This is a genomic window from Comamonas brasiliensis (assembly GCF_018292285.1).
GTDB classification, from domain to species: Bacteria; Pseudomonadota; Gammaproteobacteria; order Burkholderiales; family Burkholderiaceae_C; genus Comamonas; species Comamonas brasiliensis.
On the sequence record NZ_JAANES010000005.1, the window covers coordinates 69,025 to 94,828 of the forward strand.

The window sequence follows — 25,804 nt, forward strand, 5'->3', positions numbered from 1 at the left end:
GATTTCCCAGATCAATCAGTAGCCGCTCACTGTACTGGGAAAACAGCCTGCGAAGCAGGTGCGCGCAGGCCCGCCATCCTGCGCTCTCTAGAACGGAAGGCGCATGAAGGCAACCAGACTGGTGTAGCGATAGCCGCTGCCGCCGCTGGAAAGCGCCGATGCATGGTCCTGGCTGCTGGTCAGGCCCACTTTCCACTGAACCGCTGCCCGATGCGGAGAAGACAGGAACATGCCGGCATGCCAGAGCTGCTGGCCTTCGCCATCAATGTACTGGCGTCCGGCATCTGCATTGACGCTGAGCACCAGGCCATCGGTGATCGCCTTCTTCCACATCACGCCCAGGGCAGCCTCGCGAAAGCGCTCGGGTGCGAAGTAGTTGCCGCCATAAGGCTGGCTGTTGCGATAGTGGCGGGTGAGTGCGTACAGATACCAGCCTTGGTCCTCGCTGAGCGTGAGGGTCCAGCGGGTTCTGAGGATGTCTCTGCGGTTGTTGTCGGAAAACCAGGTACTGCCGAATGCTGCGCCCACGGACAGGCTCGGCAGGAACTGGTGATCCAGCACGCCGAGCAGACTGGTCGAAGTCAGGCCTTGCTGTATGCCGCGGCGTGAATTGACGATGTCGCGCTCCGCGCTCAGGCCCACGGCTGTGGACGGCACCAGCTGGTAGTTGGCATCCCATGCTCCGACCAGATTGTCGTGCCCGGCGCTGCTGTTCACGCCCAGGCGGGCCTGAGAAGACCAGCTTTTGTTCTTCTGGCTGTGGGTGGCAAAGAGGCTTTGGCCCGTGGCAGACCAGCTGTCCATCCGATAGCGCTGCCAGCCGGCTCGCAGTCCCCAGCCATTGGCTGCTTCGTACTGCGCCCAGGGCTTGAATTCGTTGAATCCGTCCGAGTCATTGCTGGCGTCCAGGCCGCCTAGTACATAGCCTGACGCGGTATCGGAAGGCTGGGCCTGGATATTGCAGGCAAGCAGCAGCATGCCCGTCAGCAGTCCGCAGGTGCGAGCGTGCTTGTTCATTTGGTTCCCCAGTTCTTGGTTCGACTGACTAATTCTTTGAGGTAGCCCCAGACGCACGCGGGCTGCAGAACCACGCTGTAGAACAGCGCATAGGCCACAAAGCCGACGATGTTGCGCCGCACGCGCAGGTGCTGGCTGCGAAACATATGGGACTGAATGTGAAACATCAGATAGTTCACCAGCATGGCCAGCGGCAGCACCAGCAGCGTCATGGGGCCCGCAATCCAGTAAATGCCGAAGCAGGCCAGGATCAGGCCCGGCAGGAATGCGAAGGTGAAAACCAGATCCATATAGGGGAACAGAAGGTTCCACCATATGAAGAGGGTCGTCATCCTCGGCTTGAACAGCAGCCGCCAGTGACTTTTGAAGGCCTCGATCAGGCCGCGCGACCAGCGCTGGCGCTGGCGGATGAATTGGGTCCAGGTTTCGGGGACATTGGTGAACAGGCAGGCGTTCTCGGCAAACCCGACGCGGTAGCCTGCTTCCAGAATGCCCCAGGTCAGCACGATGTCCTCGCCCACCGTATGCGGCCAGCCCCCCAGTTCCCTGAGCAGCCGGGTGTCATAGGCGGAAAACGCGCCCTGGGCGACCAGTGTTCCGTGGTACATGCTCTGCAGCCGTTTGATGGCGGCAATGCCGTGGAAGTAGTCCCACTCCTGGATCTTGGTCACAAAATTGCTGCGGGAGTTGCGTGTCAGCACGGCTCCGGCCACGGCACGGGTGTTCGGCGGGTCGCTGATATAGCGGCGGATCAGGTTGGCCAGCGCGTTCTTGTAGAGATAGGAGTCGCCATCCACCGTCAGCGTGATATCTGTTCTGACCAGCCCGAGTGCCTTGCTCAGGGCGCGTGCCTTGCCCACGTTCTGCGGCATGCGAAGAACCTGCAGCCATGGATAGGCAACGGTTTCCAGCTTCCTCAACGTGCCGTCGGTGGAGCCGTCATCGACAACGATGACGGAGAGCTCGCCCGGGTAGTTCTGCCCGTCGATGCTGGCCAGCGTCGACAAAATACTGGCTTCCTCGTTATAGGCGGCCACCAGGATGGTGATGGCTGGAAGGCGCTTTTCGTAGGACTGCAAGGTGAATGCAGGACGCCGGTCCATCAGCAGGCTGACGACCAGAAAGGCATTCATGAATCCGGGAATGACAGCGATGCCCCAGACGATGAGATGGGAAAGCACCGGGCCGACGATCAGCGACAGGTCCTGAATCCAGCGTTGTGCCACGGTGGCCGCCATCAGCGCCCACAGGACGCTGGCTGCCAGGGCTATCGCGAACTTTGCCTGAAGGGGCAGGTACAGGCGCCTGCGGGCTCGCATGGATGCGGCCTCGGCAGCCGCTTCACACGATATCTCCGCTGCATGTTGCTCAAGCTGGGGTGGGGTGCGCCTGTCTGCGCTTGAAGGGGTTGCGATCCTGGCTGGTGCAAGTTGCGGGGCAACCAGATCGACATCTGTCCTGTTCACTTTCTCTAGCATCCGACTTTCAAACTTCTCTATTCCTCCTTATTTTTCATTTAATTTCTTCTATCTAGCGCCGATTGTCCTGGTTTTGATAAAACTTCACACTTGCTGTGGCTTCCAGGACATTGCCGTGCTGGTGTTTCGACAGGTCGCGGCAGGCAGGCCGGGGATGCTGACGCATGACTTGTTTTGCGCGGAGATCACAGTTTCCAGCCAAACTCCAGCGCAATGAATGCCGAGCACTGGCCGCAGATCTTGGGGGCAGCGCGCACGGTGACGCTATAGCGCTCCCCCTGCCAGCGCACCAGGGCCCCTGCGGCCGCCATGACGGGGCGAGAGTAGTTGGTGCGCAAGCCGGCATACACACCGGAGTGGAAATTTCCAAAGGCCAGTGGCGTGTATTCGCCTATGGCGTAGGTGCTCCAGCGGTTGATGCTGTTGCGATAGAAGCCCGCCTGCACGGAAAAATCGCTGGAGAACTCGCGTCTGATACCGAGGCCCAGGTTTTCCTCGTTCCATGTCTTGCCATGCTTCCGTTCGCTGAAGTGGTGGCTGACGGTGTGCAGATTGATATGCCAGGCGCCCGTTGGCTGGCTGGCCGGGGCAGGTTGATTGACCTCGGCGGGATGAGTGGCTTCGGCAGGCACATTGGCCTCGACAGTCGGGTTGGATTCGTCGGCCAGGGCTGCGGAACAGGTAATGACGATGGTCAGTCCTGCCAGTGCTTTTAACGATTTCATTGCCGTTCCCCCGCGTCGCTTCTCAGGCGCATGCAGACAGGTCATTGACATCCTTGGCTGGCGTTCACCGTGTTGCCAAGGGACCTAGCTTACCGATTTCTATTTAAAAAATTCATGTAAGCCATGTTTCTTAATGTCTTTGACTATCAATTTGGTTGGTGTAGGAATAGCTCTTATCTATTGGTGACCAAATTCCAATTTAGTTTATAAAAAATTGGATTTTTCTTTGTCGAAAAAACGGAAGGAGGGGCGCGGCTGCGTCCGGCCTGGTTGAAGGCGCTCTCTGTCAGACGCTAAAAAGGCCGCATGGGCGGCCTTTTGATGAGCTGAGGCGAGGCAATCCTGGCCTCGTTGGCGGAGCTTAATCGCCTGGCTGCTGCTTTGCGGCTGCAGCTGCGGCTGCGGCTGCGGCGCGCAGCTTGTCCTTCTTGCTGGGCCTGCGGCCCTTGATGCCGCCATTGCCGTCCTGCGCGACTGGCGGCGGTGGCAGGGCCTCGGTGGGCTCAAAGCCCTGGATTTGCTCCGGATCGATCTCCAGCTGATTGCGCTTGCAGATCAGTTGCCAGTGAGCAGTGTCGGCGGGACTTACAAAGGTGATGGCGCAACCCGCATGTCCTGCGCGACCCGTGCGGCCAATTCTATGAATATAGTCGGCGGGCGAGCGAGGCAGGTCGTAGTTGATGACCGTGGGCAGCTGTGCGATGTCGATGCCGCGCGCGGCCAGATCGGTGGTGATGAGCAGCTGCCAGCGCTTGGCCTTGAACTGATCGAGCACATCCTTGCGCGCACCCTGGCTCATATCGCCGTGGAAGGTGGTGGCGTAGATGCCCGCCTTGTAGAGCTTGTCGGCCAGCATTTCGGCGGTGTGGCGCTTGGCGACAAATACCAGGGCTCGCTCCCATTCGGGTTGGTTCTCGCCTTGCTTGACGAGCTGGCGCAGCAGCTGGGTGCGACGGGTGCTGTCCACGGCAATGGCGCGCTGGCTGATGTTCTCTGGGCTGGCCGAATGCTCGGCGGCCTGGTCGGCATCGACCTGCACACGAACGGGGTCGTGCAGCAGACGGGCCGCCAGCGCTTCCACGTTCTGCGGGAAGGTGGCCGAGAACAGCAGGGTCTGGCGCTTCGCGGGCAGCAGGGCCAGTACGCGGTTGAGTTCTTCGGCAAAGCCCTGGTCCAGCAGGCGGTCGGCTTCGTCCAGCACCAGATGCTGCACGGTATTCAGGCGCACGGCGTTGTTCTCCACCAGATCCAGCAGGCGGCCCGGCGTGGCGACCAGAAAGTCGGCGCTGCCGCGCAACTGCATCATCTGCGGGTTGATGGAGACACCGCCATAGACCACGCGGCTGCGTGGTTGCTCACGCAACTGGCGCGTGATGTCGCTCAGGCTTTCATGAACCTGCAGGGCCAGCTCGCGCGTGGGCACCAGAATCAGGGTGGCCAACGGTCGCACAAAGCCGGTCTGGCCGCGCTTTTGCGCCAGCCAGGCCTGCAGCAGAGGCAGCAGATAGGCCATGGTCTTGCCCGAGCCTGTGGGCGCGCAGGCCCAGAGATCGCGCCCGGCCAGCACGGCGGGGATGGCCTCGGTCTGAATCGCCGTCGCGTCGCGCAGACCCAGATCGAGTGTGGCATCCAGAAGCTCGGCGCGCAGGCCTAGGGGGGCAAAAGACATAGAAGAATCAATAGCGGTGTGCAGGAGGCGCATTGTGCGGGAATTGCCGCGTCGCAGCGAGGCGCAGGGACAAGCGCGGCGGCAGGCTACATTCGGAGGATTACAACCCGCAAGGAGCACCAGCCATGAGTCAGATCACGCATCAAGCCATTGTCATGACGGAATACGGAGGCCCCGAGGTCCTGCAGATCGCCTCGGTCGCTTCGCCGCCGCTGACGGCTGGACAGGTGCGCGTGCGGCACACGCGCATTGGCGTGAACTTCCACGATATCTATGTGCGCTCCGGGCTGTACAAGACGCTGGCGCTGCCGGGCACGCCCGGCATCGAAGCCGTGGGAGTGGTCGCCGAAGTGGGGGAGGGCATGACTCGCTTCAGGCCCGGCGACCGGGTCTGCTATGTCTCGGGCGCCTATTCCATCTACGCCGCCGAGCGCGTGATTGCGGGCGACGAGCTGATTGCCGTGCCCGATGACCTCAGCGACGCGCTGGTCGCATCCAGCCTGCTGCGCGGGCTGACGGCCGATGTGCTGCTGCACCGGGTGGCTCGGGTAAGCCAGGGATCGCGAATTCTGGTCCAGGCCGCCGGTGGCGGCATGGGGCAGATCCTGAGCCAGTGGGCCACGCAGCTGGGGGCCATGGTGATCGGCACGGCAGGCAGCGATGCCACGGCCAGGAAAGCCGATCAGGCAGGTTGTGTGGAGGTGATCCGCTATCGCGGCGCGGGTGCCCAGGATGTGGCCGCGCGTGTACAGCAGCTGACCGGCGGCGAAGGCGTGGATGTGGCCTATGACGGCGTGGGCAAGGACAGCTTTGATGGTTCGCTGGCCAGTCTGGGCATCGGCGGCCAGCTGGTGATGTACGGACAGTCTTCCGGCCCGGTGCCGCCGCTGGAGATTGCGCGTCTGGCCGCCAAGTCGAACAGCGTGTGCCGGCCCATGGTGTTTCACTTCGTCAAAAAGCCCAAAGAGCGCGATGCCATGGCCGCGCGCCTGTTCGAGGCGCTGCGCAAAAAACATTTCCGCATGGGCGAGCCGCAGGAGTTTGCGCTGGCCGATGCCGCGCAGGCCCACCGGCAGCTGGAGGCGCATGGCGCCCAGCAGCCCATCTTGCTCGTGCCCTGACGGGAGCTGCCCGCGCCAGAGGTAGAGGTCTTATTGCGCGCCGGCTTGCGGGCGTGGCAGATAGACCTCGCGCCACAGGCTGACTTTTTCGTGCTCGTCAAAGCGCATGAGCAGCATGGCGACAAAGTGCTGGGTGCTGTCATCGGCCTTGGTGATGCAGACATCCATGGAAAAGACCACCGAGTCCTCATCGGCCGTGGCGTGCCGGATGTCGTAGCGAATGCCTTGCATGTCCTGCTTCATGCCTTCGAGAAACTCGCGATAGCTCTCGAGGTCGGCCGCATAGTGGCGGCCATTGGGCTCGACCACGAATTGCTCGGCAAAGCACTCGGCGACCTGCTCGCGGCTCAGTGTCGTGTGGTGGTTCAGGTGGCGCTGGTTCCAGTCCAGCACGGCGTGGGCCAGCTCCAGATTGCGTTGTCGTTTTGCATGCATGAAGAGCAGTATAGAAGAGCCGACTCGGGGTCTGCTCGGTACCTCTGGCTCGGATCGATTCATGAATTTTTATAGCAGATAGCGCATTCTATTAAAGGATTTCATGGTGATTTCAATCTGAAATTTATATGGAGAATGCGCAAGCAGCTATGCTTTTATTTTTAAATGTCGAGATTGCAAGCTCACGTAAAAAAGCCCGCAGGCTTTGCAGTCTGCGGGCTTTGGGTCAGCGTCAGACCCGGCAAGCCGGGCCTGAATGTGCCGATCAACGCTGAGCGATAGGCTTGACGTCGCGCGACACGGAGCCGGTGAACAGCTGGCGGGGACGGCCGATCTTGTACTCGGGGTCGGCCATCTGTTCATTGAGCTGAGCGATCCAGCCCACGGTGCGGGCCAGAGCGAAGATGCCGGTGAACAGGTTGACGGGGATGCCGATGGCGCGCTGCACGATGCCGGAGTAGAAGTCCACGTTGGGGTAGAGCTTGCGCTGGACGAAGTAGTCGTCTTCCAGGGCAATCTTTTCCAGCTTCTTGGCCAGAGCGAACAGGGGATCGTTTTCCAGACCCAGTTCGGCCAGGATTTCGTTGCAGGTTTCCTGCATCAGCTTGGCGCGGGGGTCGTAGTTCTTGTAGACGCGGTGGCCAAAACCCATCAGCTTCACGCCGCTGGTCTTGTCCTTGACCTGTTCCATGAACTCGCCGACCTTTTCGATGCCGCCGTTGGCCTGGATGCCTTCCAGCATGTTCAGGCAGGCTTCGTTGGCGCCGCCGTGGGCAGGGCCCCACAGACAGGCCACGCCAGCGGAGATGGCGGCGAAGGGGTTGGTGCCGGACGAACCGCACAGACGCACGGTGGAGGTCGAAGCGTTCTGCTCGTGGTCTGCGTGCAGGATGAAGATGCGGTCCAGAGCGCGCTCAACCACGGGGTTGACCTTGTACTCTTCGCAAGGGTTGCCGAACATCATGCGCATGAAGTTGCCGGCATACGACAGGTCGTTCTTGGGGTACATGTAGGGCTGGCCCATACCGTACTTGTATGCCATGGCAACCAGAGTAGGCATCTTGGCGATCAGACGGATCGCGGCGATGTTGCGGTGCTCTGGGTTGGTGATGTCGGTGCTGTCGTGGTAAAAGGCCGACATGCCGCCCACCAGACCGGTCAGCACGGCCATGGGGTGAGCATCACGACGGAAGCCGCGCAGGAAGAACTGCATCTGCTCGTTGACCATGGTGTGCTTGGTCACCAGCTCTTCGAAGTCGGCCTTTTCCTTTTCGTTGGGCAGCTCCCCGTACAGCAGCAGGTAGCAGGTTTCCAGGAAGTTGCAGTTCTTGGCCAGTTGTTCGATGGGGTAGCCGCGGTACAGCAGCTCGCCCTTGTCGCCATCGATGTAGGTGATGGCGGATTGGCAGGCAGCGGTAGAGAGGAAGCCCGGGTCATACGTGAACATGCCAGTCTGGGCGTAGAGCTTGCGGATGTCGATCACATCCGGGCCGATATTGCCCTGGTACACCGGCATTTCCACACTGGGAGCGCCATTGCTGAAAGACAGCGTTGCTTTGTTGTCAGCGAGTTTCATTTCCAAACTTCCTTCTCTAGTTTGCCTAGCCTACTGGGGACAGTTACCGGGCTGGCGCTTGCGCACCATCTCCAGCACTTCCCTGACTTCTTGGGTATCGAGTTGTCCTTCAGGTTCCTTGCGACGCAAGAAAAGATCCATCAGGTCGTTGTCTGCCAGATCCATCAAGGCAGACAGGCCAGTCGCGTGTCTCCGCGTGAGCTGGCTTCCGTAGGTGGCGAAGAACTGCTCGATGAACAGATCGTTCTCAACCAGACCACGGCGGCTGCGCCACCTCAGCAGGTCGCGCTCACGTTCGTCGAGCAGAGTATTCGTCATCAGCATCAGACGGTTCGACGAACCATCAGCTCCTTGATCTTGCCAATGGCTGCAGTGGGGTTCAGGTGCTTGGGGCACACGTCCACGCAGTTCATGATGGTATGGCAGCGGAAGAGGCGGTAAGGATCTTCCAGATTGTCAAGGCGCTCGCCCGTGGCTGTGTCGCGGCTGTCCGCGATGAAGCGGTAAGCCTGCAGCAGACCGGCCGGGCCCACGAACTTGTCGGGGTTCCACCAGAACGAGGGGCAGCTGGTGGAGCAGCTGGCGCACAGAATGCACTCGTACAGGCCGTTGAGCTCTTCGCGCTCTTCGGGCGACTGCAGGCGCTCCTTGCTGGGCGAGGCGTAGACATCGCTTTGCAGGTAGGGCTTGATCGAGTGGTACTGCTTGAAGAACTGGGTCATGTCCACGATCAGGTCGCGGATCACGGGCAGGCCGGGCAGGGGCTTGAGAACGATGTCGCCCTTGAGGGTGTTCATGTTCGTCAGGCAGGCCAGACCGTTCTTGCCGTTGATGTTCATGGCGTCGGAGCCGCAAACACCTTCGCGGCAGGAGCGACGGAAGGCAATGGAGGGGTCCATGGCCTTGAGCTTGACCAGAGCGTCCAGCAGCATGCGCTCGTGACCGTCCAGCTCCACTTGCACGGTTTGCATGTAGGGCTTGGCGTCTTTATCCGGATCGTAGCGGTAGATTTTGAATGTGCGCTTCATTTTGATCTTCTCTCGTGGGCTGCTGAATTAGAACGTGCGGACCTTGGGAGGAACGCTGGCAACGGTCAGGGGCTTGAGGTTCACAGGCTTGTAGGACAGGCTGTTGGTGGCGCTGTCCCACAGGGTGTGCTTGAGCCATTCCTTGTCGTTGCGGCCCAGCGGGAATTCGGCGTGGTCGGCAGGGTGCTCGTAGTCGTACACGGTGTGTGCGCCACGGCATTCCTTGCGGGCTGCGGCCGAGGTCATGGTGGCTTGCGCCACTTCGATCAGGTTGTCCACTTCCAGGGCTTCCATGCGAGCGGTGTTCCACACCATGGACTTGTCCTTCAGGGTCACGGAGCTGACCTTGTCGCGGATCGCGTTGATCTTGGCGACGCCTTCGTCCATGCTCTTTTGCGTACGGAACACGCCAGCATGCGTCTGCATGGACTGACGGATGTCGCCGGCGACGTCCTGGGCGTAAGTGCCGTCCTTGGAGTCCTGCAGCTGGTTGAGGCGGGCCAGGGTGCGGTCAGCGCCGTCGGCGGGCACTTCATGGTGCGCGCCAAAGCCGTTGACGAATTCCACGATGTGCTTGCCGGCAGACTTGCCGAAGACCAGCAGGTCCAGTAGCGAGTTGGTGCCCAGGCGGTTGGCGCCGTGCACGGACACGCACGAGCATTCGCCCACGGCGTAGAGACCGTTGACCACATTGTTCTGCTGACCGTCCCAGACCACGACCTGACCGTTGATGTTGGTCGGGATGCCGCCCATCTGGTAGTGGATGGTGGGAACCACGGGGATGGGTTCCTTGGTGATGTCCACGTTGGCGAAGTTGTGGCCGATTTCTTCCACGGAAGGCAGACGCTTGCGGATGGTTTCGGCACCCAGGTGGTCCAGCTTCATCAGGATGTAGTCCTTGTTGGGACCGCAGCCGCGACCTTCCTTGATTTCCTGGTCCATCGAACGCGACACGAAGTCACGGGGAGCCAGATCCTTCAGCGTGGGAGCGTAACGCTCCATGAAGCGCTCGCCTTCGCTGTTCAAGAGAATAGCGCCTTCGCCGCGGCAGCCTTCGGTCAGCAGCACGCCGGCACCGGCCACGCCGGTGGGGTGGAACTGCCAGAACTCCATGTCCTGCAGAGGAATGCCTGCGCGAGCAGCCATGCCCAGGCCGTCACCGGTGTTGATGAAGGCGTTGGTCGAAGCCTGGAAGATACGGCCGGCGCCACCGGTGGCCAGCAGCACGGCCTTGGCGTGCAGTTCGTACAGATCGCCGGTTTCCAGTTCCAGTGCGGTCACGCCGACCACATCGCCCTGGGTGTTGCGGATCAGGTCCAGCGCCATCCACTCCACGAAGAAGTTGGTCTTGGACTTGACGTTCTGCTGGTACAGCGTGTGCAGCATGGCGTGACCGGTACGGTCAGCGGCAGCGCAGGCGCGCTGCACGGGCTTTTCGCCGTAGTTGGCGGTGTGGCCGCCGAAGGGGCGCTGGTAGATGGTGCCGTCGGCATTGCGGTCGAAAGGCATGCCGAAGTGCTCGAGCTCGATCACGACGTTCGGTGCTTCACGGCACATGAACTCGATGGCGTCCTGGTCGCCCAGCCAGTCGGAGCCCTTGATGGTGTCGTAGAAGTGATAGTGCCAGTTGTCTTCGCTCATGTTGCCCAGCGAAGCGGACACGCCGCCCTGGGCAGCCACAGTGTGCGAGCGAGTGGGGAAAACCTTGGACAGCGAGGCGACGGACAGACCGGCGCGCGACAGTTCCAGCGCAGCGCGCAGGCCGGAGCCGCCGGCACCGACGATCACGACGTCAAACTTGCGCTTGGTGATATTTGCTTTGGAGTAGCTCATTCTTAACCTTCAATCGTGGAGACTGTGTCTCAATCAGAGACGCCACAGAACCTGGATCCCCCAGCCGATGCAGCCGACCAGCCAGACAATGGTGACCACTTGCAGTGCAAGGCGCAGGCCCACGGGCTTGACGTAGTCCATCCAGATGTCACGCACGCCGATCCAGGCATGCCAGCCCAGAGCCACGAAGAGGGCCAGGGTCAGGAACTTCATCCACTGGGGCGAAAAAATGCCGGCCCACTGCTCGTAGCCCACAGGGCCGCTGACCGTCAGAAAGCGCACCAGCAGCACAACGGTGTACAGCGCCATCAGGACGGCGGTGGAGCGTTGAGCGAGAAAGTCGCGGGTGCCATAGTGCGCGCCGACAACGGTGCGCTTGGAGCCGTAATTCACGGACATGGTTGTTTCCTTATCGTGAGGTGTTATTGACTGGGCGCTGATCAGTACAGACCAAACAGCTTGGCGCCAAGCACCACGGTCAGGGCAACGCTGATGCACAGCACGACTGCGGCGGTGGACTTGCCGGTCTGCTTGTTCACGGCATGGTGGTTCACGTCCATCACCAGATGGCGGACACCTGCGCAGAAGTGGTGCAGATAGGCCCAGATCAGTGCCAGGCAGACGAGCTTGGCAAACCAGCCAAAGGGACCTGCGAATACCGACGTGAAGGAATCAAACGAAATTTCCGACGAGATCGAGTGGTCGAACATCCAGATGATGAACGGCAGCAGGATCGCCATCAGCAGGCCGCTGACGCGGTGCAGGATGGACACGATGCCTGCCAGGGGCAGGCGATAGGTCGGTAGGTCCGAGAAGAAGTTGATATTGCGGAACTCTGGCCGCTGTTTTGCTTTTTGCTCTGTCATGGCAGGGTACTTTCGTGGATGTAACTGCGTTGTAATCGCTAGTGCGAAGCGACACAAAATTCTATTGCAATGCAGCAGAATCCGTTAGCCGAATTTGCATAGCAGAGGATTGGGCTCTGTTGCAATCAACGCTTTTACGGGGGGATTCAGTTCAATGCATTGCGGTAATGATGGGTGTCGGTGCGGTACAGGCCGCGCCGTAACTCCATGGGAACATCGTTGTATGTGTAAGCAGTTCGCTCCACGCTGAGCAGCGGCGTGGTGCTGGGAATGTTCAGCAACTGGGCTTGCTCGGCATCCGGCAGAACGGCGCGAATTTTCTCGTCGGCCCGCACCATGCGAACGCCATAGACCAGCTCGAACATGGCGTAGGTGGGGCCCTGGTAGCCGGACATCTGCTCGGCCGTCAGCCCCTTGAAGGCGTTGCCAGGCAGCCAGATGTCCTCCAAAATAGTCGGGATTGCGGCAAAGGACAGGGTGCGGCGCACATGCATCACGGCGTCGCCGGTGCGCAGGGCCAGGGCGCGGGCCACTTCGGCGGGCGCGCGCAGGCGGCGGCACTCCAGGATATGGCGCTCTGCGCGGCCTTCGCCCTGCAGGTCGCCGGCATCGGGGCGCAGATTCAGAAAGCGGTACTGCACCTGCTGGGCGGCGTGAGTGGCCACAAACGTGCCCTTGCCCTGGCGGCGCATGACCAGATTTTCGGCGGCCAGTTCATCGATTGCCTTGCGCACCGTGCCCTGGCTGACCTTGAAGCGGGCTGCCAGCTCCATTTCACTGGGAATCAGTTCTCCGGGGCGCCATTCGCCAGCTTCCAGGCTTTGCAGGATCAGGCCCTTGATCTGCTGGTACAGAGGGCTGAAGGCTGGGGTGGAGACGCCGGCGCCACCGCTATGGCTGGCGTTGTTGTCCGGGGCTGTGTTGTGAGGGGTCGGCATAGTTGGTTTTGAAGGTATCGCCTCCGCGATGCGATGCACAAAAACAGTCGATTTGACTCTGGTCGCTAAGTGAAGATCATATCTTATATAAGACATAAGACAAATTGACCGGGCTTTGATTTCAGCAGTACACTTGCCGCATGTTTGCGGAGCTTGCGCTACTGGTGGTTACGCTGGTGCAACCTGGCGCCCATAACATCTCACTTTTTTCCAATCTTGGAGTTTCACCATGAGCAAGAAGCCCGTCCGTGTCGCCGTTACCGGCGCAGCTGGCCAAATCGGTTACGCCCTGTTGTTCCGCATCGCCTCCGGCGAAATGCTGGGTAAAGATCAGCCCGTTATTCTGCAACTGCTGGAAATCCCCGACGAAAAGGCTCAAAACGCTCTGAAGGGCGTGATCATGGAGCTGGAAGACTGCGCCTTCCCCCTGCTGGCCGGCATCGAAGCCCACGCCGACCCCATGACCGCCTTCAAGGACACCGACTACGCTCTGCTGGTGGGCGCCCGTCCTCGTGGCCCCGGCATGGAACGTGCTGACCTGCTGGCTGCCAACGCCCAGATCTTCACCGCTCAGGGCAAGGCTCTGAACGCCGTGGCTTCGCGCAATGTCAAGGTTCTGGTGGTGGGCAACCCCGCCAACACCAATGCCTACATCGCCATGAAGTCGGCTCCCGATCTGCCCGCCAAGAACTTCACCGCCATGCTGCGCCTGGACCACAACCGCGCTGCTTCCCAGCTGGCTGCCAAGGGCGGCTTCAAGGTTGGCGACATCAGGAAGCTGACTGTGTGGGGCAACCACTCGCCCACCATGTACGCCGACTACCGCTTCGCCACCGTGGACGGCAAGTCCGTGAAGGAAGCCATCAACGACCAGGAATGGAATGCCAACGTGTTCCTGCCCACCGTGGGCAAGCGTGGCGCTGCCATCATCGCTGCTCGCGGTCTGTCGTCGGCTGCTTCGGCTGCCAACGCTGCCATCGACCACATGCGTGACTGGGCCCTGGGCTCCAACGGCGAATGGGTCACCATGGGCGTGCCTTCCAACGGCGAGTACGGCATCCCTGCCGGTATCGTGTTCGGTTTCCCCGTGACCACCACGGCTGACGGCGAATACAAGATCGTCGAAGGTCTGGAAATCGATGCCTTCTCGCAAGAGTGCATCAACAAGACTCTGGCTGAGCTGCAAGGCGAGCAAGACGGCGTCAAGCACCTGCTGTAATCAGCGCAAAACCTATGCAAGACTGGAACCCTGCGCTGTATCTGCGCTTTGCCAATGAGCGCACCCGCCCTGCGGCAGAACTGCTGGCAAGAGTACCTTCCAGCTTGCATTCACCCGCTCGCAGCCTCCACATCGTGGATCTGGGCTGCGGGCCGGGCAACTCCACCGAACTTCTGGTGGAGCGTTTTCCCGGCGCCGATGTGCTCGGTGTCGACAATTCCGAAGCCATGCTGGAGACTGCGCGAAAGCAGTTGCCGCAGGCCAGGTTCGAGGCCGGTGACATTGCCTCCTGGGCACCTGCTGAAGGTGAGCCAGCGCCTGATCTGATCTATGCCAATGCCTCCATCCAGTGGGTGGGCGAGCATGAGAGCCTGATTCCCCGTCTGTTTTCGCTGCTGGCGCCCGGTGGTGTGCTGGCAGTGCAGATGCCTGACAACCGTCAGGAACCCTCGCACCGAAACATGCGCGAAGTCGCGCAGCTGCCCCCGTTTGCGGCGCATATCGGGAATGCGAGCAAGGTGCGTACCGAGATTTTGCCCATAGGGGTCTATTACGACCTGCTGGCAGCGCCCCAGCCGGCAGCTCCCGCCAATGAGGCTGCGAGCGTCGATGTGTGGCACACCATCTACCAGCATCCCATGGACTCGGCAGCAGCGATTGTGCAGTGGCTCAGCAGCACGGGCCTCAAGCCTTTTGTGGAAGGCTTGCCCCAGGAGCTGCAGGCCGAGTATCTGACTGAGTATCAAAACCGCATCGATGCGGCTTATCCGGAGCGAGCCGACGGCAAGCGTCTGCTGGCTTTCCCCCGACTTTTCATGGTGGCTCAGCGCAAGTCATGACGAAAGAACTGGTTCATCCCGCCACCGTGCTGCTCGATGCTCAGGGTGGCGCTCAGCGTCTGCCGATCTGCGACCACTACAGCGGCGTGGAAGCACGCATGCGCAAAAGCCTGCAGCTGCAGGCCGAGATGATGCAGGAGTTCGGCACCTGCGTGTTCGACGTGACGCTGGACTGCGAGGACGGTGCTCCCGTCGGCCAGGAGGCCGCGCATGCCGCCCTGGTCGTCGAGCTGGCGAACGGCGCCGCTGCAGGCGCGCGCGTGGCAGCCCGGGTGCATGCGGTGGACCATGCACATTTCCAGGCCGACATGGACATCATCGCCGGTGGAGCCGCAGGCCGGCTCTGCCACATCATGATTCCCAAGGTGGAGTCGGTGGATGACGTCATCAAGGCTGAAGCAGCGCTGCAGCGCGCAACAGACAAGCCTGTGCCGCTGCATGTCCTGATAGAGTCGCCCGCTGCCGTGCAGCAGGCCTTCGACATCGCCGCACATCCGGCCGTGCAGAGCATCTCCTTCGGTCTGATGGACTTTGTCTCGGCCCATGGCGGCGCCATCCCTGCCTCCGCCATGACGGCCCAGGGCCAGTTCGAGCATCCGCTGGTAGTGCGCGCCAAGCTCGAGATCGCAGCGGCCTGCCACGCCCACGGCAAGGTGCCGTCGCACTGCGTGGTCACCGAATTCAAGAATCCTGAAGCTTTGCAGGCTTGCGCGCAAAAAGCCTCGCGGGAGCTTGGCTACACACGCATGTGGAGCATCCATCCCGACCAGATTCGGCCGATCCTGCGTGCTTTTTCTCCTGCTGAGGATGAAGTCAGGCAGGCGGCACAAATACTTACCTCTGCAGCGGTGCAGAATTGGGCGCCCATCAGTTTTGGTGGTGTACTACACGACCGCGCGAGCTACCGCTATTTCTGGCAGTTGCTGGAGCGCGCTCACCAGACGGGGCAGGTCTTGCCGGTTGAGGTTCAACCCTGGTTTGCCCTGGCTCCAACCCATTGAACTCATAACAAGTCTGCAGGAGCTAAATCCTATGAAGACCCTGATCGCCACTTTGATGATTGCCGCTCCCCTGGTCGCAATCAGCCACTCCGCCGTGGCACAAACCGCTCCCAAGGCCAAGGCCGCCGCTGCCAAGAAGGCTCCCGCTGCCAAGAAGGCACCCGCCAAGGGCAAGGCCGCCGCTGCGGCTGCCGCTGGCGCGGGCGCTGCTGCCGTGGCCGCCGGCCCGGCTTCCGCAGCCCTGGGCACGGAAGAGCTGGCCGTGGCCGAGCGCGTGCACAAGGGCCGCATTGCCTGCGAGCTCGGTGCCTATGTGAATGTGAACGCCGACACCGCCAACCCCGGTTACTTCATCGTGGACGGCCGCGGCTTCAAGTACCACATGGCTCCCGTCAAGACTTCCACGGGCACGGTGCGCCTGGAAGACAAGGCGGCCGGTGCCGTGTGGCTGCAGATCGCCAACAAGTCCATGCTGATGAACCAGAAGGCCGGTCAGCGTCTTGCGGATGAATGCATGAGTCCCGAGCAGCAGCAAGTGGCCGAAGCCATCCGCAAGAACCCACCTCCCAGCCTGCTGGACAGCAAATAAGTCTGGCGAGGCTGAGGGCTGGCGTATCGCACATGCGCCAGCCCTGTAATTCGCGCTCCACGCGCAGCCTTTTTTAAAAAACCATTGGAGAGAACCCATGTTGAAAGCCTACCGTGACCATGTGGCAGAACGCGCCGCACTGGGCATCCCCCCGTTGCCCCTGGATGCCAAGCAGGTCGCCGAGCTGATCGAGCTGATCAAGAACCCACCCGCTGGTGAAGACGCGTTCCTGATGGATCTGCTGACCCATCGCGTGCCGCCCGGTGTGGATGATGCAGCCAAGGTCAAGGCTTCCTTCCTGGCTGCCGTAGCTCACGGCGACCTGGAGGTGGGTCTCATCTCCAAGGCCAAGGCCACCGAGCTGCTGGGCACCATGGTGGGTGGCTACAACGTGCACCCCCTGATCGAGCTGCTGGACGATGCCGAAGTGGCTGGTGTGGCTGCCGATGCGCTGAAGAAGACACTGCTGATGTTCGACTTCTTCAACGACGTGGCCGACAAGGCCAAGGCCGGCAATGCCAAGGCCAAGGAAGTGATGCAAAGCTGGGCCGATGCCGAGTGGTTCACTTCGCGTCCCAAGGTCGAGGAAAAGATCACCGTCACCGTCTTCAAGGTGCCTGGCGAGACCAACACCGACGACCTGTCGCCCGCTCCCGATGCCTGGAGCCGTCCCGACATTCCTCTGCACTACCTGGCCATGCTCAAGAACACGCGTCCCGACGCGGCGTTCAAGCCCGAAGAAGACGGCAAGCGTGGCCCCATGCAGTTCATCGAAGACCTGAAGAAGAAGGGCCACCTGGTTGCCTACGTGGGTGACGTGGTCGGTACCGGCTCTTCGCGCAAGTCCGCCACCAACTCCATCATCTGGGGCACGGGCGTGGACATTCCCTTTGTTCCCAACAAGCGCTTTGGCGGCGTGACGCTGGGCGGCAAGATCGCTCCTATCTTCTTCAACACGCAAGAAGACTCCGGCGCTCTGCCCATCGAAGTCGATGTTTCCAAGCTGGAAATGGGCGACGTGATCGACGTGCTGCCCTACGCCGGCAAGATCGTCAAGAACGGCGAAACCGTGGCTGACTTCCAGCTCAAGTCCGACGTGCTGCTGGACGAAGTGCAAGCCGGCGGCCGTATCAACCTGATCATCGGCCGTTCGCTGACCGCCAAGGCTCGCGAAGCCCTGGGCCTGCCCGCATCCACCGAGTTCCGCCTGCCCCAGGCTCCTGCTGCTTCTAACGCTGGCTTCACGCTGGCCCAGAAGATGGTCGGCCGCGCCTGCGGTCTGCCCGAAGGCCAGGGCGTGCGCCCCGGTACTTACTGCGAGCCTCGCATGACCACCGTCGGTTCGCAGGACACCACCGGCCCCATGACTCGCGACGAGCTCAAGGATCTGGCCTGCCTGGGCTTCTCCGCCGATATGGTGATGCAGTCCTTCTGCCACACAGCGGCTTATCCCAAGCCTGTGGACGTGAAGACCCACCGCGAACTGCCCAACTTCATCAGCAACCGCGGCGGCGTGGCCCTGCGTCCTGGTGACGGCGTGATCCACAGCTGGCTCAACCGCCTGCTGCTGCCCGACACCGTGGGTACCGGTGGCGACTCGCACACCCGTTTCCCCATCGGCATCTCCTTCCCCGCAGGCTCCGGTCTGGTGGCCTTCGGCGCCGCTACCGGCGTGATGCCTCTGGACATGCCCGAATCCGTGCTGGTGCGCTTCAAGGGCGAGATGCAGCCTGGCGTGACCCTGCGCGATCTGGTGCACGCAATTCCTCTGTACGGTATCAAGCAAGGTCTGCTGACCGTGGCCAAGGCCGGCAAGATCAACGAATTCTCGGGTCGTATCCTGGAAATCGAAGGTCTGCCAGATCTGAAGGTTGAACAAGCGTTCGAGCTGTCTGACGCTTCTGCCGAGCGCTCTGCCGCCGGTTGCACGATCAAGCTGAACCCAGAGCCCATCAAGGAATACCTGACATCGAACATCGTTCTGATGAAGAACATGATCGCTGACGGTTACGCCGATGCCAAGACTCTGCAGCGCCGTATCGAAAAGGTCGAAGCCTGGCTGGCCAAGCCCGATCTGCTGGAAGCCGACAAGAACGCTGAGTACGCTCACGTCATCGAAATCGACATGTCCGACATCAAGGAACCCATCGTTTGCTGCCCGAACGATCCTGATGATGCCAAGACCCTGTCTGACGTGGCCGGCGCCAAGATCGACGAAGCCTTCATCGGTTCCTGCATGACCAACATCGGTCACTTCCGCGCTGCAGCCAAGCTGCTGGGCGGCCAGCGCGACATCCCCGTCAAGCTGTGGGTGGCTCCTCCCACCAAGATGGATCAGGACGAGCTGATCAAGGAAGGTCACTACTCTGCCTTCGGTACTGCTGGTGCACGTACCGAAATGCCCGGCTGCTCGCTGTGCATGGGTAACCAGGCTCAAGTGCGTGAAGGTGCGACTGTCATCTCGACTTCCACTCGTAACTTCCCCAACCGTCTGGGCAAGAACACCAACGTGTATCTGGGCTCGGCCGAGCTGGCAGCCATCGCTTCGCGTCTGGGCTACCTGCCTTCCAAGGAAGAGTACCTGAAGGAAATGGGCGTGATCGATGCCGACAAGGCCTCCGTCTACCGCTACATGAACTTCAACGAAATCGCCGAGTACGCTGAAGTGGCGGCCAAGATCTAAGCGCTCAGGCGCCAGATGACAGGGCCTTCAGTGGCCCAGCCCCAAAGCCCGCAGGATGCAAGTCCTGCGGGCTTTTTGCTTTTCAGGCCGTGTGCCGGGCCTGCAGCCGCTGCAGCGCCTGCTGTGTCTCGGCATTTGCGGGAAAGAAGGATTCGACGGCCAGCTCCTGCAGTGTCACGTCCACGGGCGTGCCGAAGATGGTGATGGTGCTGATGAAGCTCAGAGTGCCCAGATCGGTGTGCAGCTCGAAAGGCACGGCGATATGGCTGGCGACCGGGCTGGCTGCCGCGCCATGGGCCGCGAACGGGTAGTCCGCAATCTCGTCATGAAGCGCCTGCAGCTCGCCGTCCGCAGAGGCCGATATCTGCTGCTGCAGGCGATGCAGCAGATGGGCACGCCATTGACCGGCATTGGCCAGACGCGGGCCCAGTCCCTCGGGGTGCAGGCTCAGGCGCAGCACATTCACGGGAGGCTCCAGCAGCCAGGGCGCCACGCCGTCCAGCAGCAGCGGCACGACGGCATTGGCGGTCACCAGGTTCCAGTGTCTGTCCACGGCCAGCGCCGGGCTGGGCTCGTGGCCCTTGAGCACCAGCTCCACGGCCTGGCGCGCGGCGGCCAGATCGGGATGGTCCAGCGGGCGGGCCTGGTACATGGGCGCAAAGCCCGCCGCCACCAGCAATGCATTGCGCTCGCGCAGCGGCACCGACAGGCGCTCGGCCAGGCGCAGCACCATCTCGCGGCTGGGCTGGGCGCGCCCTGTTTCCACATAGCTCAGGTGGCGTGTCGAGATCTCTGCCTCCAGCGCCAGCCCTTGCTGGCTCAGCCGGCGGTGCTGGCGCCAGTGGCGCAGGTGTTCGCCGAACGGCGCGCGTGCGCCGGGCGGCAGGTGAGCGGCATGAAAGGAAGAGGGGGCGGTGCTGGAAGTCATGGTCGCATCGTAGTGGCAGGCCGCACATGCGGCCATGACCTGCGAGGTTATCGACGCTGTGCGCGCGGCTGGCAATCATGGACCCCAGCAGCCGGCACAGGGCCGGCCGCAAGAACGTGCTTTCAGAACAGGAGTCCTCCATGTCCCTCTTTGCTTCTCCCCGTTTTCTGCGTCTTGTGATGTGGGCCGATACGGCCTCCTGTGCCGCCACGGGCGCACTGCAACTGGCCCTGCAACGGCCGCTGGCCGATCTGACGGGGCTGCCGCCTTTGCTGCTGACGGCAACAGGCCTTTTCTTGCTGGCCTATGCATCGGCCGCTGCCTGGATGGCGCGGCGCCAGCCCCTGCCGCGCACGCTGATCGGTCTGGTGGCTCTCGGCAATCTGGGCTGGGCACTGGGCTGCGCGGTCCTGGTGTTTGGCTCCGGCCTGGTGCTCAGTGCCTGGGGGCTGGCCTGGGTGGCGGCGCAGGCGGTCGTGGTGCTGGTCCTGGCCGATCTGCAGTGGGCAGGGCTGCGTGCCACGCGCCATGAGGCCCGGCAGGAGGCGCAGCTTGTGCTTTGAGTGGTGCAGAAAAAGATAGCGCCTAGCGCCTGTCATCTATTGAATGTAGGTTGATTCGTTGCTGAAAACATGGATTGGCAGGCGCTACAAGCTATGCTTTTCGTTATATCCGCCATGTGTCCGGGCGGATAAGCGGGCCGAGGGAGGCAGAGATAATTCCGTACCGCGTAAAATTCACGGTTGCGCCGCGCTGGCGTACTCTTCGCAACCATGGGTTCCCTCGCCCCCATCGACCAAAAAGGACTGTCATGACATCCGCTCATGCCGTGCAGACGCAAGCGTCGCGCGTGCCGTTTTACCTCTCCGTTCTCGTCGCGTTCCATATCGCGCTGGTCATCGCCAGCAACTACCTGGTGCAACTGCCCATCACGCTGCTGGGCTTTCACAGCACCTGGGGCGCTTTCAGCTTCCCCTTCATCTTTCTGGCCACCGACCTGACGGTGCGCCTGATCGGCAAGACCGCGGCGCGGCGCGTCATCATGCGTGCCATGCTGCCCGCGCTGGTGGTGTCCTATGTGGTGGGCGTGCTGTTCCACGAAGGCCGCTTCAATGGCTGGGAGGCGCTGCAAAGCTTCAACGGCTTTGTGTTCCGCATCGCACTGGCCAGCTTTGCCGCCTATGTGCTGGGTCAGTTGCTGGATATTCAGGTCTTTGACCGCATCCGCCAGAAAAGCCATTCCTGGTGGCTGGCTCCGGCGGCCGCGTCGGTGTTCGGCCAGGTGCTGGACACTGCGGCCTTTTTCTCCATCGCTTTCTGGAATAGCTCCGATGCCTTCATGGCGGCCAACTGGGTGGAAATCGCCATGGTCGACTATGTCATCAAGCTGGGCGTGAGCCTGCTGCTGTTTGTTCCCGCCTATGGCGTGGTGCTGGCGGCCATCGTGCGCAGCATGAAGGTGCAGGTCGCGCCCGCAGCGGCGATGCGCTGAGCGGGCTGCGGGCAGTCGGCCTTGGTCGACTGTCCATCGCCCTGTTTGACACGGGGCCGCATCTTGCGCCCATGAGAGTCTCGAACCACCCGGGTTGTCCCGCCTGGGGTTGACCTATCCGATGCGGCTTGCACTCGGATCTTGTGTTTGGTCAACGAGTCAATAGGGGTACTCCTTAAGAATAACCATGCAGCCGGCATTGGTGCATGTCTGTGATGTGCCGGTGCTGAGGGCTCAGCGGTATCGCGTCCCTCAGCAGGCTGCGCAAGAAAAGGAGTTCCCGATGAAAAACAAGCCCACCTCCAGCCAGCACTTCAGGAGATTCGTGCTGGGTGCCGTATCCGCTGCCGCCATGATGGCCGGCACTCTCGCATCGGCTCAGGAACCCGTGCAGCCCATCAAGGCGCACAGGGTCACGGAGCCCGCCAAGGTCGAACTCGGCAAGAAGCTCTTCTTCGATCCACGGCTGTCGCGCTCCGGCTTCATCTCCTGCAACTCATGCCATAACCTGAGCATGGGCGGTTCGGACAATATCAGGACCTCGATCGGCGACAAATGGCAAAAAGGCCCCATCAATTCGCCGACGGTGCTCAACTCCAGCCTGAACCTTGCCCAGTTCTGGGACGGGCGTGCCAAGAACCTGCGCGAGCAGGCGGGCGGCCCTATCGCCAACCCCGGCGAAATGGCCTTCACGCATGATCTGGCCGTGGACATGCTGCGCTCCATTCCGCAATATGTGGCCGAATTCAAGAGCGTGTTCGGCAGCAACAAGCTGACCATAGAGGAAGTGACGGCGGCGATTGCGGCCTTCGAGGAAACGCTGGTCACGCCCCATGCGCGCTTCGACCGATGGCTTGAGGGCGATACGAAAGCCATCAGCGCCCAGGAGCTGCGCGGCTATCAGCTGTTCAAGAACTCGGGTTGCGTGGCCTGCCACAACGGCGTGAACTTTGGGGGGGCCTCGTTTCAGAAGATGGGTCTGGTCGAACCCTACAAGACCGACAATCCGGCAGAGGGGCGCGCTGCCGTCACGGGCAACGATGCGGAGCGCTTCAGCTTCAAGGTTCCGACGCTGCGCAATGTGGAGCTGACCTATCCCTACTTCCACGACGGTGCGGCTGACACCCTGGCACAGGCAGTGGACACCATGGGCCGCATCCAGCTGGGCAAGAAGTTCAGCAAGAGCGAGAACGCCGACATCGTCGCGTTCCTGAAGACGCTGACCGGCGAGCAGCCCAAGCTGGTGCTGCCCATACTGCCGCCTTCCAGCGATGCCACCAGGCGGCCCCAGCCCTTCGAGTGAGCCCGGCTTGCCGGCTTCGGTTGCCGCCCGCCCTGGGCGGTGGTGATCGTCGCCGAGCTCGTCTCCTGCCCATGAAAAAGGCCGTCTTCAAGGACGGCCTTTGTCTTTCTGCGCGCAGCGCCGCAGAGGCTCAGGTCTGGCTCTGCAGATAGTTCTGCAGTCCGATCTTGTCGATCAGACCCAGCTGCTTTTCCAGCCAGTAGGCGTGGTCTTCCTCGGTATCGTGCAACTGGGTCAGCAGGATGTCGCGGCTCACATAGTCGCGGTGCTGCTCGCACAGCGCCACGCCTTGCTGCAGGCCGGCGCGCACCTCGTATTCGGTGTCCAGATCCTTGCGCAGCATCTCGGGCACGGTTTCGCCAGGCGTGAATTCCTTGGGGCGCATGTCGGGGCGGCCACCCAGCATCAGAATGCGGCGCAGCAGCGCGTCGGCGTGCTGTGTTTCCTCCTGCATCTCATGGTCCAGACGCGTGAACAGCTTGGCAAAGCCCTGGTCTTCATAGATGCGCGAGTGTGCGAAGTACTGGTCGCGCGCTGCGAGCTCGCCGCGCAGCAGGTCCTTGAGGTAGTCGACGACGTCGGGATGGCCTTGCATATTTGTTGTTCTCGGTGAATTTGCGAAGCCTGGAGTATCCCGCGACCGGCTTCGGGAATCAAAGTCAGCTATCAATTCCCGAGCGCAAGCGCTCTGGATGCGGGCTGTAAGCAGATGCATTCGCATTGCAGACACCGTGCAGGCATGCAGATCGCTGCGCGGCTGCAGGCCCCATTTGCCAGTAAGCCCTTGTGCGTGATCTCCGCCCCGGGTCACCGGCGAGAAGGCCAGACCTGCATTTTCAATATGCCGCCAAAGCAGACGATGGCCTGCACAAAGGAATGCTTCTGGCGCCAGTGCACACTCCCCACAATGGCCGGCATGACTTCCACAAGCTCCAGCGCCAAGTTCGATCTCTCCAGATCCATTGAATATGCAACGCAAAGTCGTATTGCCCTTGCCGGCTACGACGCCTGCCACGAGCTTGCCGCCTGCCTGCTTTCGGCCCACCTGGGCCATGATGCAAAGTCGGTTCTTGTCGCGGGAGCCGGTGGAACAGGTCAGGAAATCCTGTGCGCCGCAAAACTGGAGCCGGCCTGGACCTTTGTGGCCGCCGATCCGGCGGTCGCAATGCTCGATCAGGCGATGACAGGCATCGAGGCGGCAGGCCTGTCCGGACGCACCACAGTCTTCCACGGTACGGTCGAGGAGCTTCCCGATGGCGATGGCTTCGATGCCGCAACCCTGGTCGGAGTCCTGCATCACATTCCCGAGCAGGATCGCAAGGACGCGCTCTTGCGAGAGCTCGGTCGCCGCTTGAAACCGGGCGGGCCGCTGATCCTGGCCTGCAACCGGTGCCCCTACGAATCCCAGCCGCTGTTCCTTGAAGCCTGGGCTGCACGCTGGCGCATGGCCGGAGCCGATGAGGCGGAGGTCGTCGCGAAGCTGGGCAAAATCCGCCAGGGAGCCGTGCCGCCGCTTTCTGAGGCCGCGGTGGAAACGATGCTGGCCAACGCGGGCTTCGTCAATCCGCTGCGCTTTTTCTCAAGCCTGTTCTGGAGTGCATGGATCACCTTCAAGGCGCAATAGGAACCTGCCTGGAAAGCCGGCAGCTTTGGCCCGAGGTCGTCTGCCAATTGCCAGGCTCCTGGCAAAGCGAGCCGACCCAAACCATCCACGGCATCAGCAATGGGGTAAGGTTGTCGACTTTGCAAAGCCTGCCCCCATGTCCAGTCTTGAAACACAGCTTGATCACATTCGCACCGGAAAGATGTACAACGATCTGACGCCGGAGCTGGTGGGCGCACGGCAGCATGCGGTGCTGCTGAGCAACGAGTACAACGACTCCTTCTCGGAACCTGCGCCTGTGCGTGAGGCGATACTTCGCCGCCTCCTGGGTTCGGCAGGCCGGAACGTGCATTTCGAGCCGCGCTTTCGTTGCGAGTTTGGCCGGAACATCCACATTGGCAATAACTTCTATGCCAACTTCGATTGCATCATGCTGGATGGCGGAGGAATCTTCATCGGCAACGATGTTCTGCTGGCACCACGTGTTGGCATCTATACCTCCAACCATGCCATCGATCCGGCCGAGCGTGCGGCGGGCGGCTGTTTTGCAAAACCCGTGACGATCGGCAACCGCGTGTGGATAGGCGCTGGCGTGCATATCAATCCCGGCGTGACGATCGGCGACGATTCCATCATCGGCTCGGGCAGTGTGCTGACCTCCGATATTCCTGCAGGGGTTGTTGCCGCAGGCATTCCCTGCAAGGTTCTTCGGGCCATTTCCCCAAAGGACAAGACGGGCTTTGTCAACGAGGCCCCGCATCCCGGCCAGGCCTTCTAGGTAATGCGTGCCTGCGATCGCTGGCACTGGCGGGAGATGGTCGAGTCGGCCCGGTACTCGCGGCTGGCGGTCGTTATTTCAAATAATGAGAAAATTCGGGCTCTTGGCCAGGATTTCCAATGAATATCAGAGACAGCCTGAAGGCTTGGGCAAAGCGAATCAAGCGCGACGGGGTGACCCTCTGGTTCGCAGGAAAACACCCCGCGACGCCTTGGTTCGCAAAGGTCTTGGGCCTGTTTGTGGTTGCCTATGCGCTCAGTCCGATTGATCTGATACCGGACTTCATCCCCGTTCTCGGATTCATGGACGATGCTCTGCTGCTCCCGGGGCTGATCTGGCTCACGGTCAAGCTGTTGCCGGCATCGGTGCTCACCGAATGCCGTGTTCAAGCCGACGCTTGGATGGCTGAAAAGGGGGCCAGGCCCAGGAGCCGCTCGGGAGCCATCATGATCATCGTGCTTTGGATGAGCATAGGAATCGCGGCCTGGTATTGCTTGACTCCCGAGGTTCGCCCATGAAGGACTGCCCTGCGGCGTCCGCGCTCATGGCTCTGGTCACCGCTGGCGGGCGCAGCGGCTGCTCCAGTATGGCTGCCTTGCCAAAGCTTGCATCGAGAGACCGGTAGGTGCCTCGCTGCGTGCAGATCTCATTCTTACCTGGGTTTGCAGGGGGCTGTTGCGGGC

General features: G+C 61.5%; 26 protein-coding genes. 12 read left to right on the plus strand and 14 right to left on the minus strand.

Going from position 1 to position 25,804, the window contains the following annotated elements:
• Positions 1–87 precede the first annotated feature (87 nt).
• From DJFAAGMI_RS19455 to DJFAAGMI_RS19470, 4 genes are all read right to left on the minus strand, one after another.
• Positions 88–1,017, minus strand: coding sequence for a hypothetical protein (locus DJFAAGMI_RS19455; protein WP_211458505.1), 930 nt, complete (start codon positions 1,015–1,017; stop codon positions 88–90).
• Positions 1,014–2,336 (minus strand): glycosyltransferase family 2 protein, encoded by a 1,323-nt coding sequence (locus DJFAAGMI_RS19460; protein WP_211458507.1) that lies wholly within the window; start codon positions 2,334–2,336, stop codon positions 1,014–1,016. The genes DJFAAGMI_RS19455 and DJFAAGMI_RS19460 overlap by 4 nt, the downstream gene beginning before the upstream one ends.
• A gap of 344 nt (positions 2,337–2,680) precedes the next feature.
• Positions 2,681–3,220 (minus strand): hypothetical protein, encoded by a 540-nt coding sequence (locus tag DJFAAGMI_RS19465; RefSeq protein ID WP_211458509.1) that lies wholly within the window; start codon positions 3,218–3,220, stop codon positions 2,681–2,683.
• Between the two features lie 361 nt (positions 3,221–3,581).
• Entirely contained in the window at positions 3,582–4,889 is a 1,308-nt protein-coding gene (locus tag DJFAAGMI_RS19470) for a DEAD/DEAH box helicase (RefSeq protein WP_211458511.1), read from the minus strand.
• Between the two features lie 125 nt (positions 4,890–5,014).
• On the opposite strand from DJFAAGMI_RS19470, the gene DJFAAGMI_RS19475 reads away from it, so the two are divergent.
• Positions 5,015–6,010, plus strand: coding sequence for a quinone oxidoreductase family protein (locus tag DJFAAGMI_RS19475; protein ID WP_211458513.1), 996 nt, complete (start codon positions 5,015–5,017; stop codon positions 6,008–6,010).
• Positions 6,011–6,040: 30 nt separating this feature from the next.
• On the opposite strand, the gene DJFAAGMI_RS19480 is transcribed toward DJFAAGMI_RS19475, so the two are convergent.
• From DJFAAGMI_RS19480 to DJFAAGMI_RS19515, 8 genes are all read right to left on the minus strand, one after another.
• Positions 6,041–6,445 carry a nuclear transport factor 2 family protein gene (locus DJFAAGMI_RS19480; RefSeq protein ID WP_211458515.1) on the minus strand — a complete coding sequence of 135 codons (405 nt, stop codon included), beginning with the start codon at positions 6,443–6,445 and terminating at the stop codon, positions 6,041–6,043.
• Between the two features lie 265 nt (positions 6,446–6,710).
• Complete coding sequence (locus DJFAAGMI_RS19485) at positions 6,711–8,021, minus strand: citrate synthase (protein ID WP_003053203.1); 1,311 nt, start codon at positions 8,019–8,021, stop codon at positions 6,711–6,713.
• A 30-nt stretch (positions 8,022–8,051) separates the two neighbouring features.
• Positions 8,052–8,345 carry an FAD assembly factor SdhE gene (locus tag DJFAAGMI_RS19490; RefSeq protein ID WP_003053208.1) on the minus strand — a complete coding sequence of 98 codons (294 nt, stop codon included), beginning with the start codon at positions 8,343–8,345 and terminating at the stop codon, positions 8,052–8,054.
• Positions 8,345–9,049 carry a succinate dehydrogenase iron-sulfur subunit gene (locus DJFAAGMI_RS19495; protein ID WP_003053210.1) on the minus strand — a complete coding sequence of 235 codons (705 nt, stop codon included), beginning with the start codon at positions 9,047–9,049 and terminating at the stop codon, positions 8,345–8,347. The genes DJFAAGMI_RS19490 and DJFAAGMI_RS19495 overlap by 1 nt, the downstream gene beginning before the upstream one ends.
• Positions 9,050–9,076: 27 nt before the next feature.
• The gene (gene sdhA / locus DJFAAGMI_RS19500) at positions 9,077–10,882 is read right to left on the minus strand and encodes a succinate dehydrogenase flavoprotein subunit (RefSeq protein WP_211458516.1); all 1,806 of its coding nucleotides are present in this window, start codon (positions 10,880–10,882) and stop codon (positions 9,077–9,079) included.
• 33 nt (positions 10,883–10,915) lie between these two features.
• Positions 10,916–11,281, minus strand: a complete 366-nt coding sequence (gene sdhD / locus DJFAAGMI_RS19505) for a succinate dehydrogenase, hydrophobic membrane anchor protein (RefSeq protein ID WP_003053214.1) — start codon at positions 11,279–11,281, stop codon at positions 10,916–10,918.
• Positions 11,282–11,322: 41 nt separating this feature from the next.
• On the minus strand, positions 11,323–11,748 hold the full coding sequence (sdhC, locus tag DJFAAGMI_RS19510; RefSeq protein WP_003053216.1) for a succinate dehydrogenase, cytochrome b556 subunit: 426 nt from the start codon (positions 11,746–11,748) through the stop codon (positions 11,323–11,325).
• Positions 11,749–11,894: 146 nt separating this feature from the next.
• A complete protein-coding gene (locus DJFAAGMI_RS19515; RefSeq protein ID WP_211458518.1) occupies positions 11,895–12,686 on the minus strand; it encodes a GntR family transcriptional regulator in 792 nt (263 codons plus the stop codon).
• A 229-nt stretch (positions 12,687–12,915) separates the two neighbouring features.
• Between DJFAAGMI_RS19515 and DJFAAGMI_RS19520 the strand changes: the two genes are divergently transcribed.
• From DJFAAGMI_RS19520 to acnB, 5 genes are all read left to right on the plus strand, one after another.
• Positions 12,916–13,905 (plus strand): malate dehydrogenase, encoded by a 990-nt coding sequence (locus DJFAAGMI_RS19520; RefSeq protein WP_003053219.1) that lies wholly within the window; start codon positions 12,916–12,918, stop codon positions 13,903–13,905.
• Positions 13,906–13,919: 14 nt separating this feature from the next.
• Positions 13,920–14,744 carry a trans-aconitate 2-methyltransferase gene (gene tam / locus DJFAAGMI_RS19525; protein ID WP_211458520.1) on the plus strand — a complete coding sequence of 275 codons (825 nt, stop codon included), beginning with the start codon at positions 13,920–13,922 and terminating at the stop codon, positions 14,742–14,744.
• On the plus strand, positions 14,741–15,745 hold the full coding sequence (locus DJFAAGMI_RS19530) for an HpcH/HpaI aldolase/citrate lyase family protein (protein WP_211458522.1): 1,005 nt from the start codon (positions 14,741–14,743) through the stop codon (positions 15,743–15,745). The genes tam and DJFAAGMI_RS19530 overlap by 4 nt, the downstream gene beginning before the upstream one ends.
• A gap of 31 nt (positions 15,746–15,776) precedes the next feature.
• Positions 15,777–16,334, plus strand: coding sequence for a hypothetical protein (locus tag DJFAAGMI_RS19535; RefSeq protein ID WP_211458524.1), 558 nt, complete (start codon positions 15,777–15,779; stop codon positions 16,332–16,334).
• Positions 16,335–16,431: 97 nt separating this feature from the next.
• Positions 16,432–19,017 carry a bifunctional aconitate hydratase 2/2-methylisocitrate dehydratase gene (acnB, locus tag DJFAAGMI_RS19540; protein WP_211458526.1) on the plus strand — a complete coding sequence of 862 codons (2,586 nt, stop codon included), beginning with the start codon at positions 16,432–16,434 and terminating at the stop codon, positions 19,015–19,017.
• Positions 19,018–19,099: 82 nt separating this feature from the next.
• Here acnB and DJFAAGMI_RS19545 read toward each other — a convergent pair whose 3' ends face one another.
• The gene (locus tag DJFAAGMI_RS19545; protein WP_211458528.1) at positions 19,100–19,945 is read right to left on the minus strand and encodes a helix-turn-helix domain-containing protein; all 846 of its coding nucleotides are present in this window, start codon (positions 19,943–19,945) and stop codon (positions 19,100–19,102) included.
• Positions 19,946–20,085: 140 nt separating this feature from the next.
• On the opposite strand from DJFAAGMI_RS19545, the gene DJFAAGMI_RS19550 reads away from it, so the two are divergent.
• The 3 genes from DJFAAGMI_RS19550 (at position 20,086) to DJFAAGMI_RS19560 (ending at position 22,740) form a co-directional block, all read left to right on the plus strand.
• Entirely contained in the window at positions 20,086–20,508 is a 423-nt protein-coding gene (locus tag DJFAAGMI_RS19550) for a hypothetical protein (RefSeq protein WP_211458530.1), read from the plus strand.
• Between the two features lie 248 nt (positions 20,509–20,756).
• The gene (locus DJFAAGMI_RS19555; RefSeq protein ID WP_003053226.1) at positions 20,757–21,437 is read left to right on the plus strand and encodes a 7-cyano-7-deazaguanine/7-aminomethyl-7-deazaguanine transporter; all 681 of its coding nucleotides are present in this window, start codon (positions 20,757–20,759) and stop codon (positions 21,435–21,437) included.
• A gap of 283 nt (positions 21,438–21,720) precedes the next feature.
• Positions 21,721–22,740 (plus strand): cytochrome-c peroxidase, encoded by a 1,020-nt coding sequence (locus tag DJFAAGMI_RS19560; RefSeq protein WP_211458532.1) that lies wholly within the window; start codon positions 21,721–21,723, stop codon positions 22,738–22,740.
• Positions 22,741–22,870: 130 nt separating this feature from the next.
• On the opposite strand, the gene bfr is transcribed toward DJFAAGMI_RS19560, so the two are convergent.
• On the minus strand, positions 22,871–23,335 hold the full coding sequence (gene bfr / locus DJFAAGMI_RS19565) for a bacterioferritin (RefSeq protein ID WP_003053228.1): 465 nt from the start codon (positions 23,333–23,335) through the stop codon (positions 22,871–22,873).
• A gap of 321 nt (positions 23,336–23,656) precedes the next feature.
• Between bfr and DJFAAGMI_RS19570 the strand changes: the two genes are divergently transcribed.
• The 3 genes from DJFAAGMI_RS19570 to DJFAAGMI_RS19580 all read left to right on the plus strand — a co-directional run bounded on the left by DJFAAGMI_RS19570 (position 23,657) and on the right by DJFAAGMI_RS19580 (position 25,639).
• On the plus strand, positions 23,657–24,364 hold the full coding sequence (locus DJFAAGMI_RS19570; protein ID WP_211458795.1) for a class I SAM-dependent methyltransferase: 708 nt from the start codon (positions 23,657–23,659) through the stop codon (positions 24,362–24,364).
• Between the two features lie 136 nt (positions 24,365–24,500).
• Positions 24,501–25,121 (plus strand): sugar O-acetyltransferase, encoded by a 621-nt coding sequence (locus tag DJFAAGMI_RS19575; RefSeq protein WP_211458534.1) that lies wholly within the window; start codon positions 24,501–24,503, stop codon positions 25,119–25,121.
• A gap of 119 nt (positions 25,122–25,240) precedes the next feature.
• Positions 25,241–25,639, plus strand: a complete 399-nt coding sequence (locus DJFAAGMI_RS19580) for a YkvA family protein (protein ID WP_211458537.1) — start codon at positions 25,241–25,243, stop codon at positions 25,637–25,639.
• Positions 25,640–25,804 lie beyond the last annotated feature (165 nt).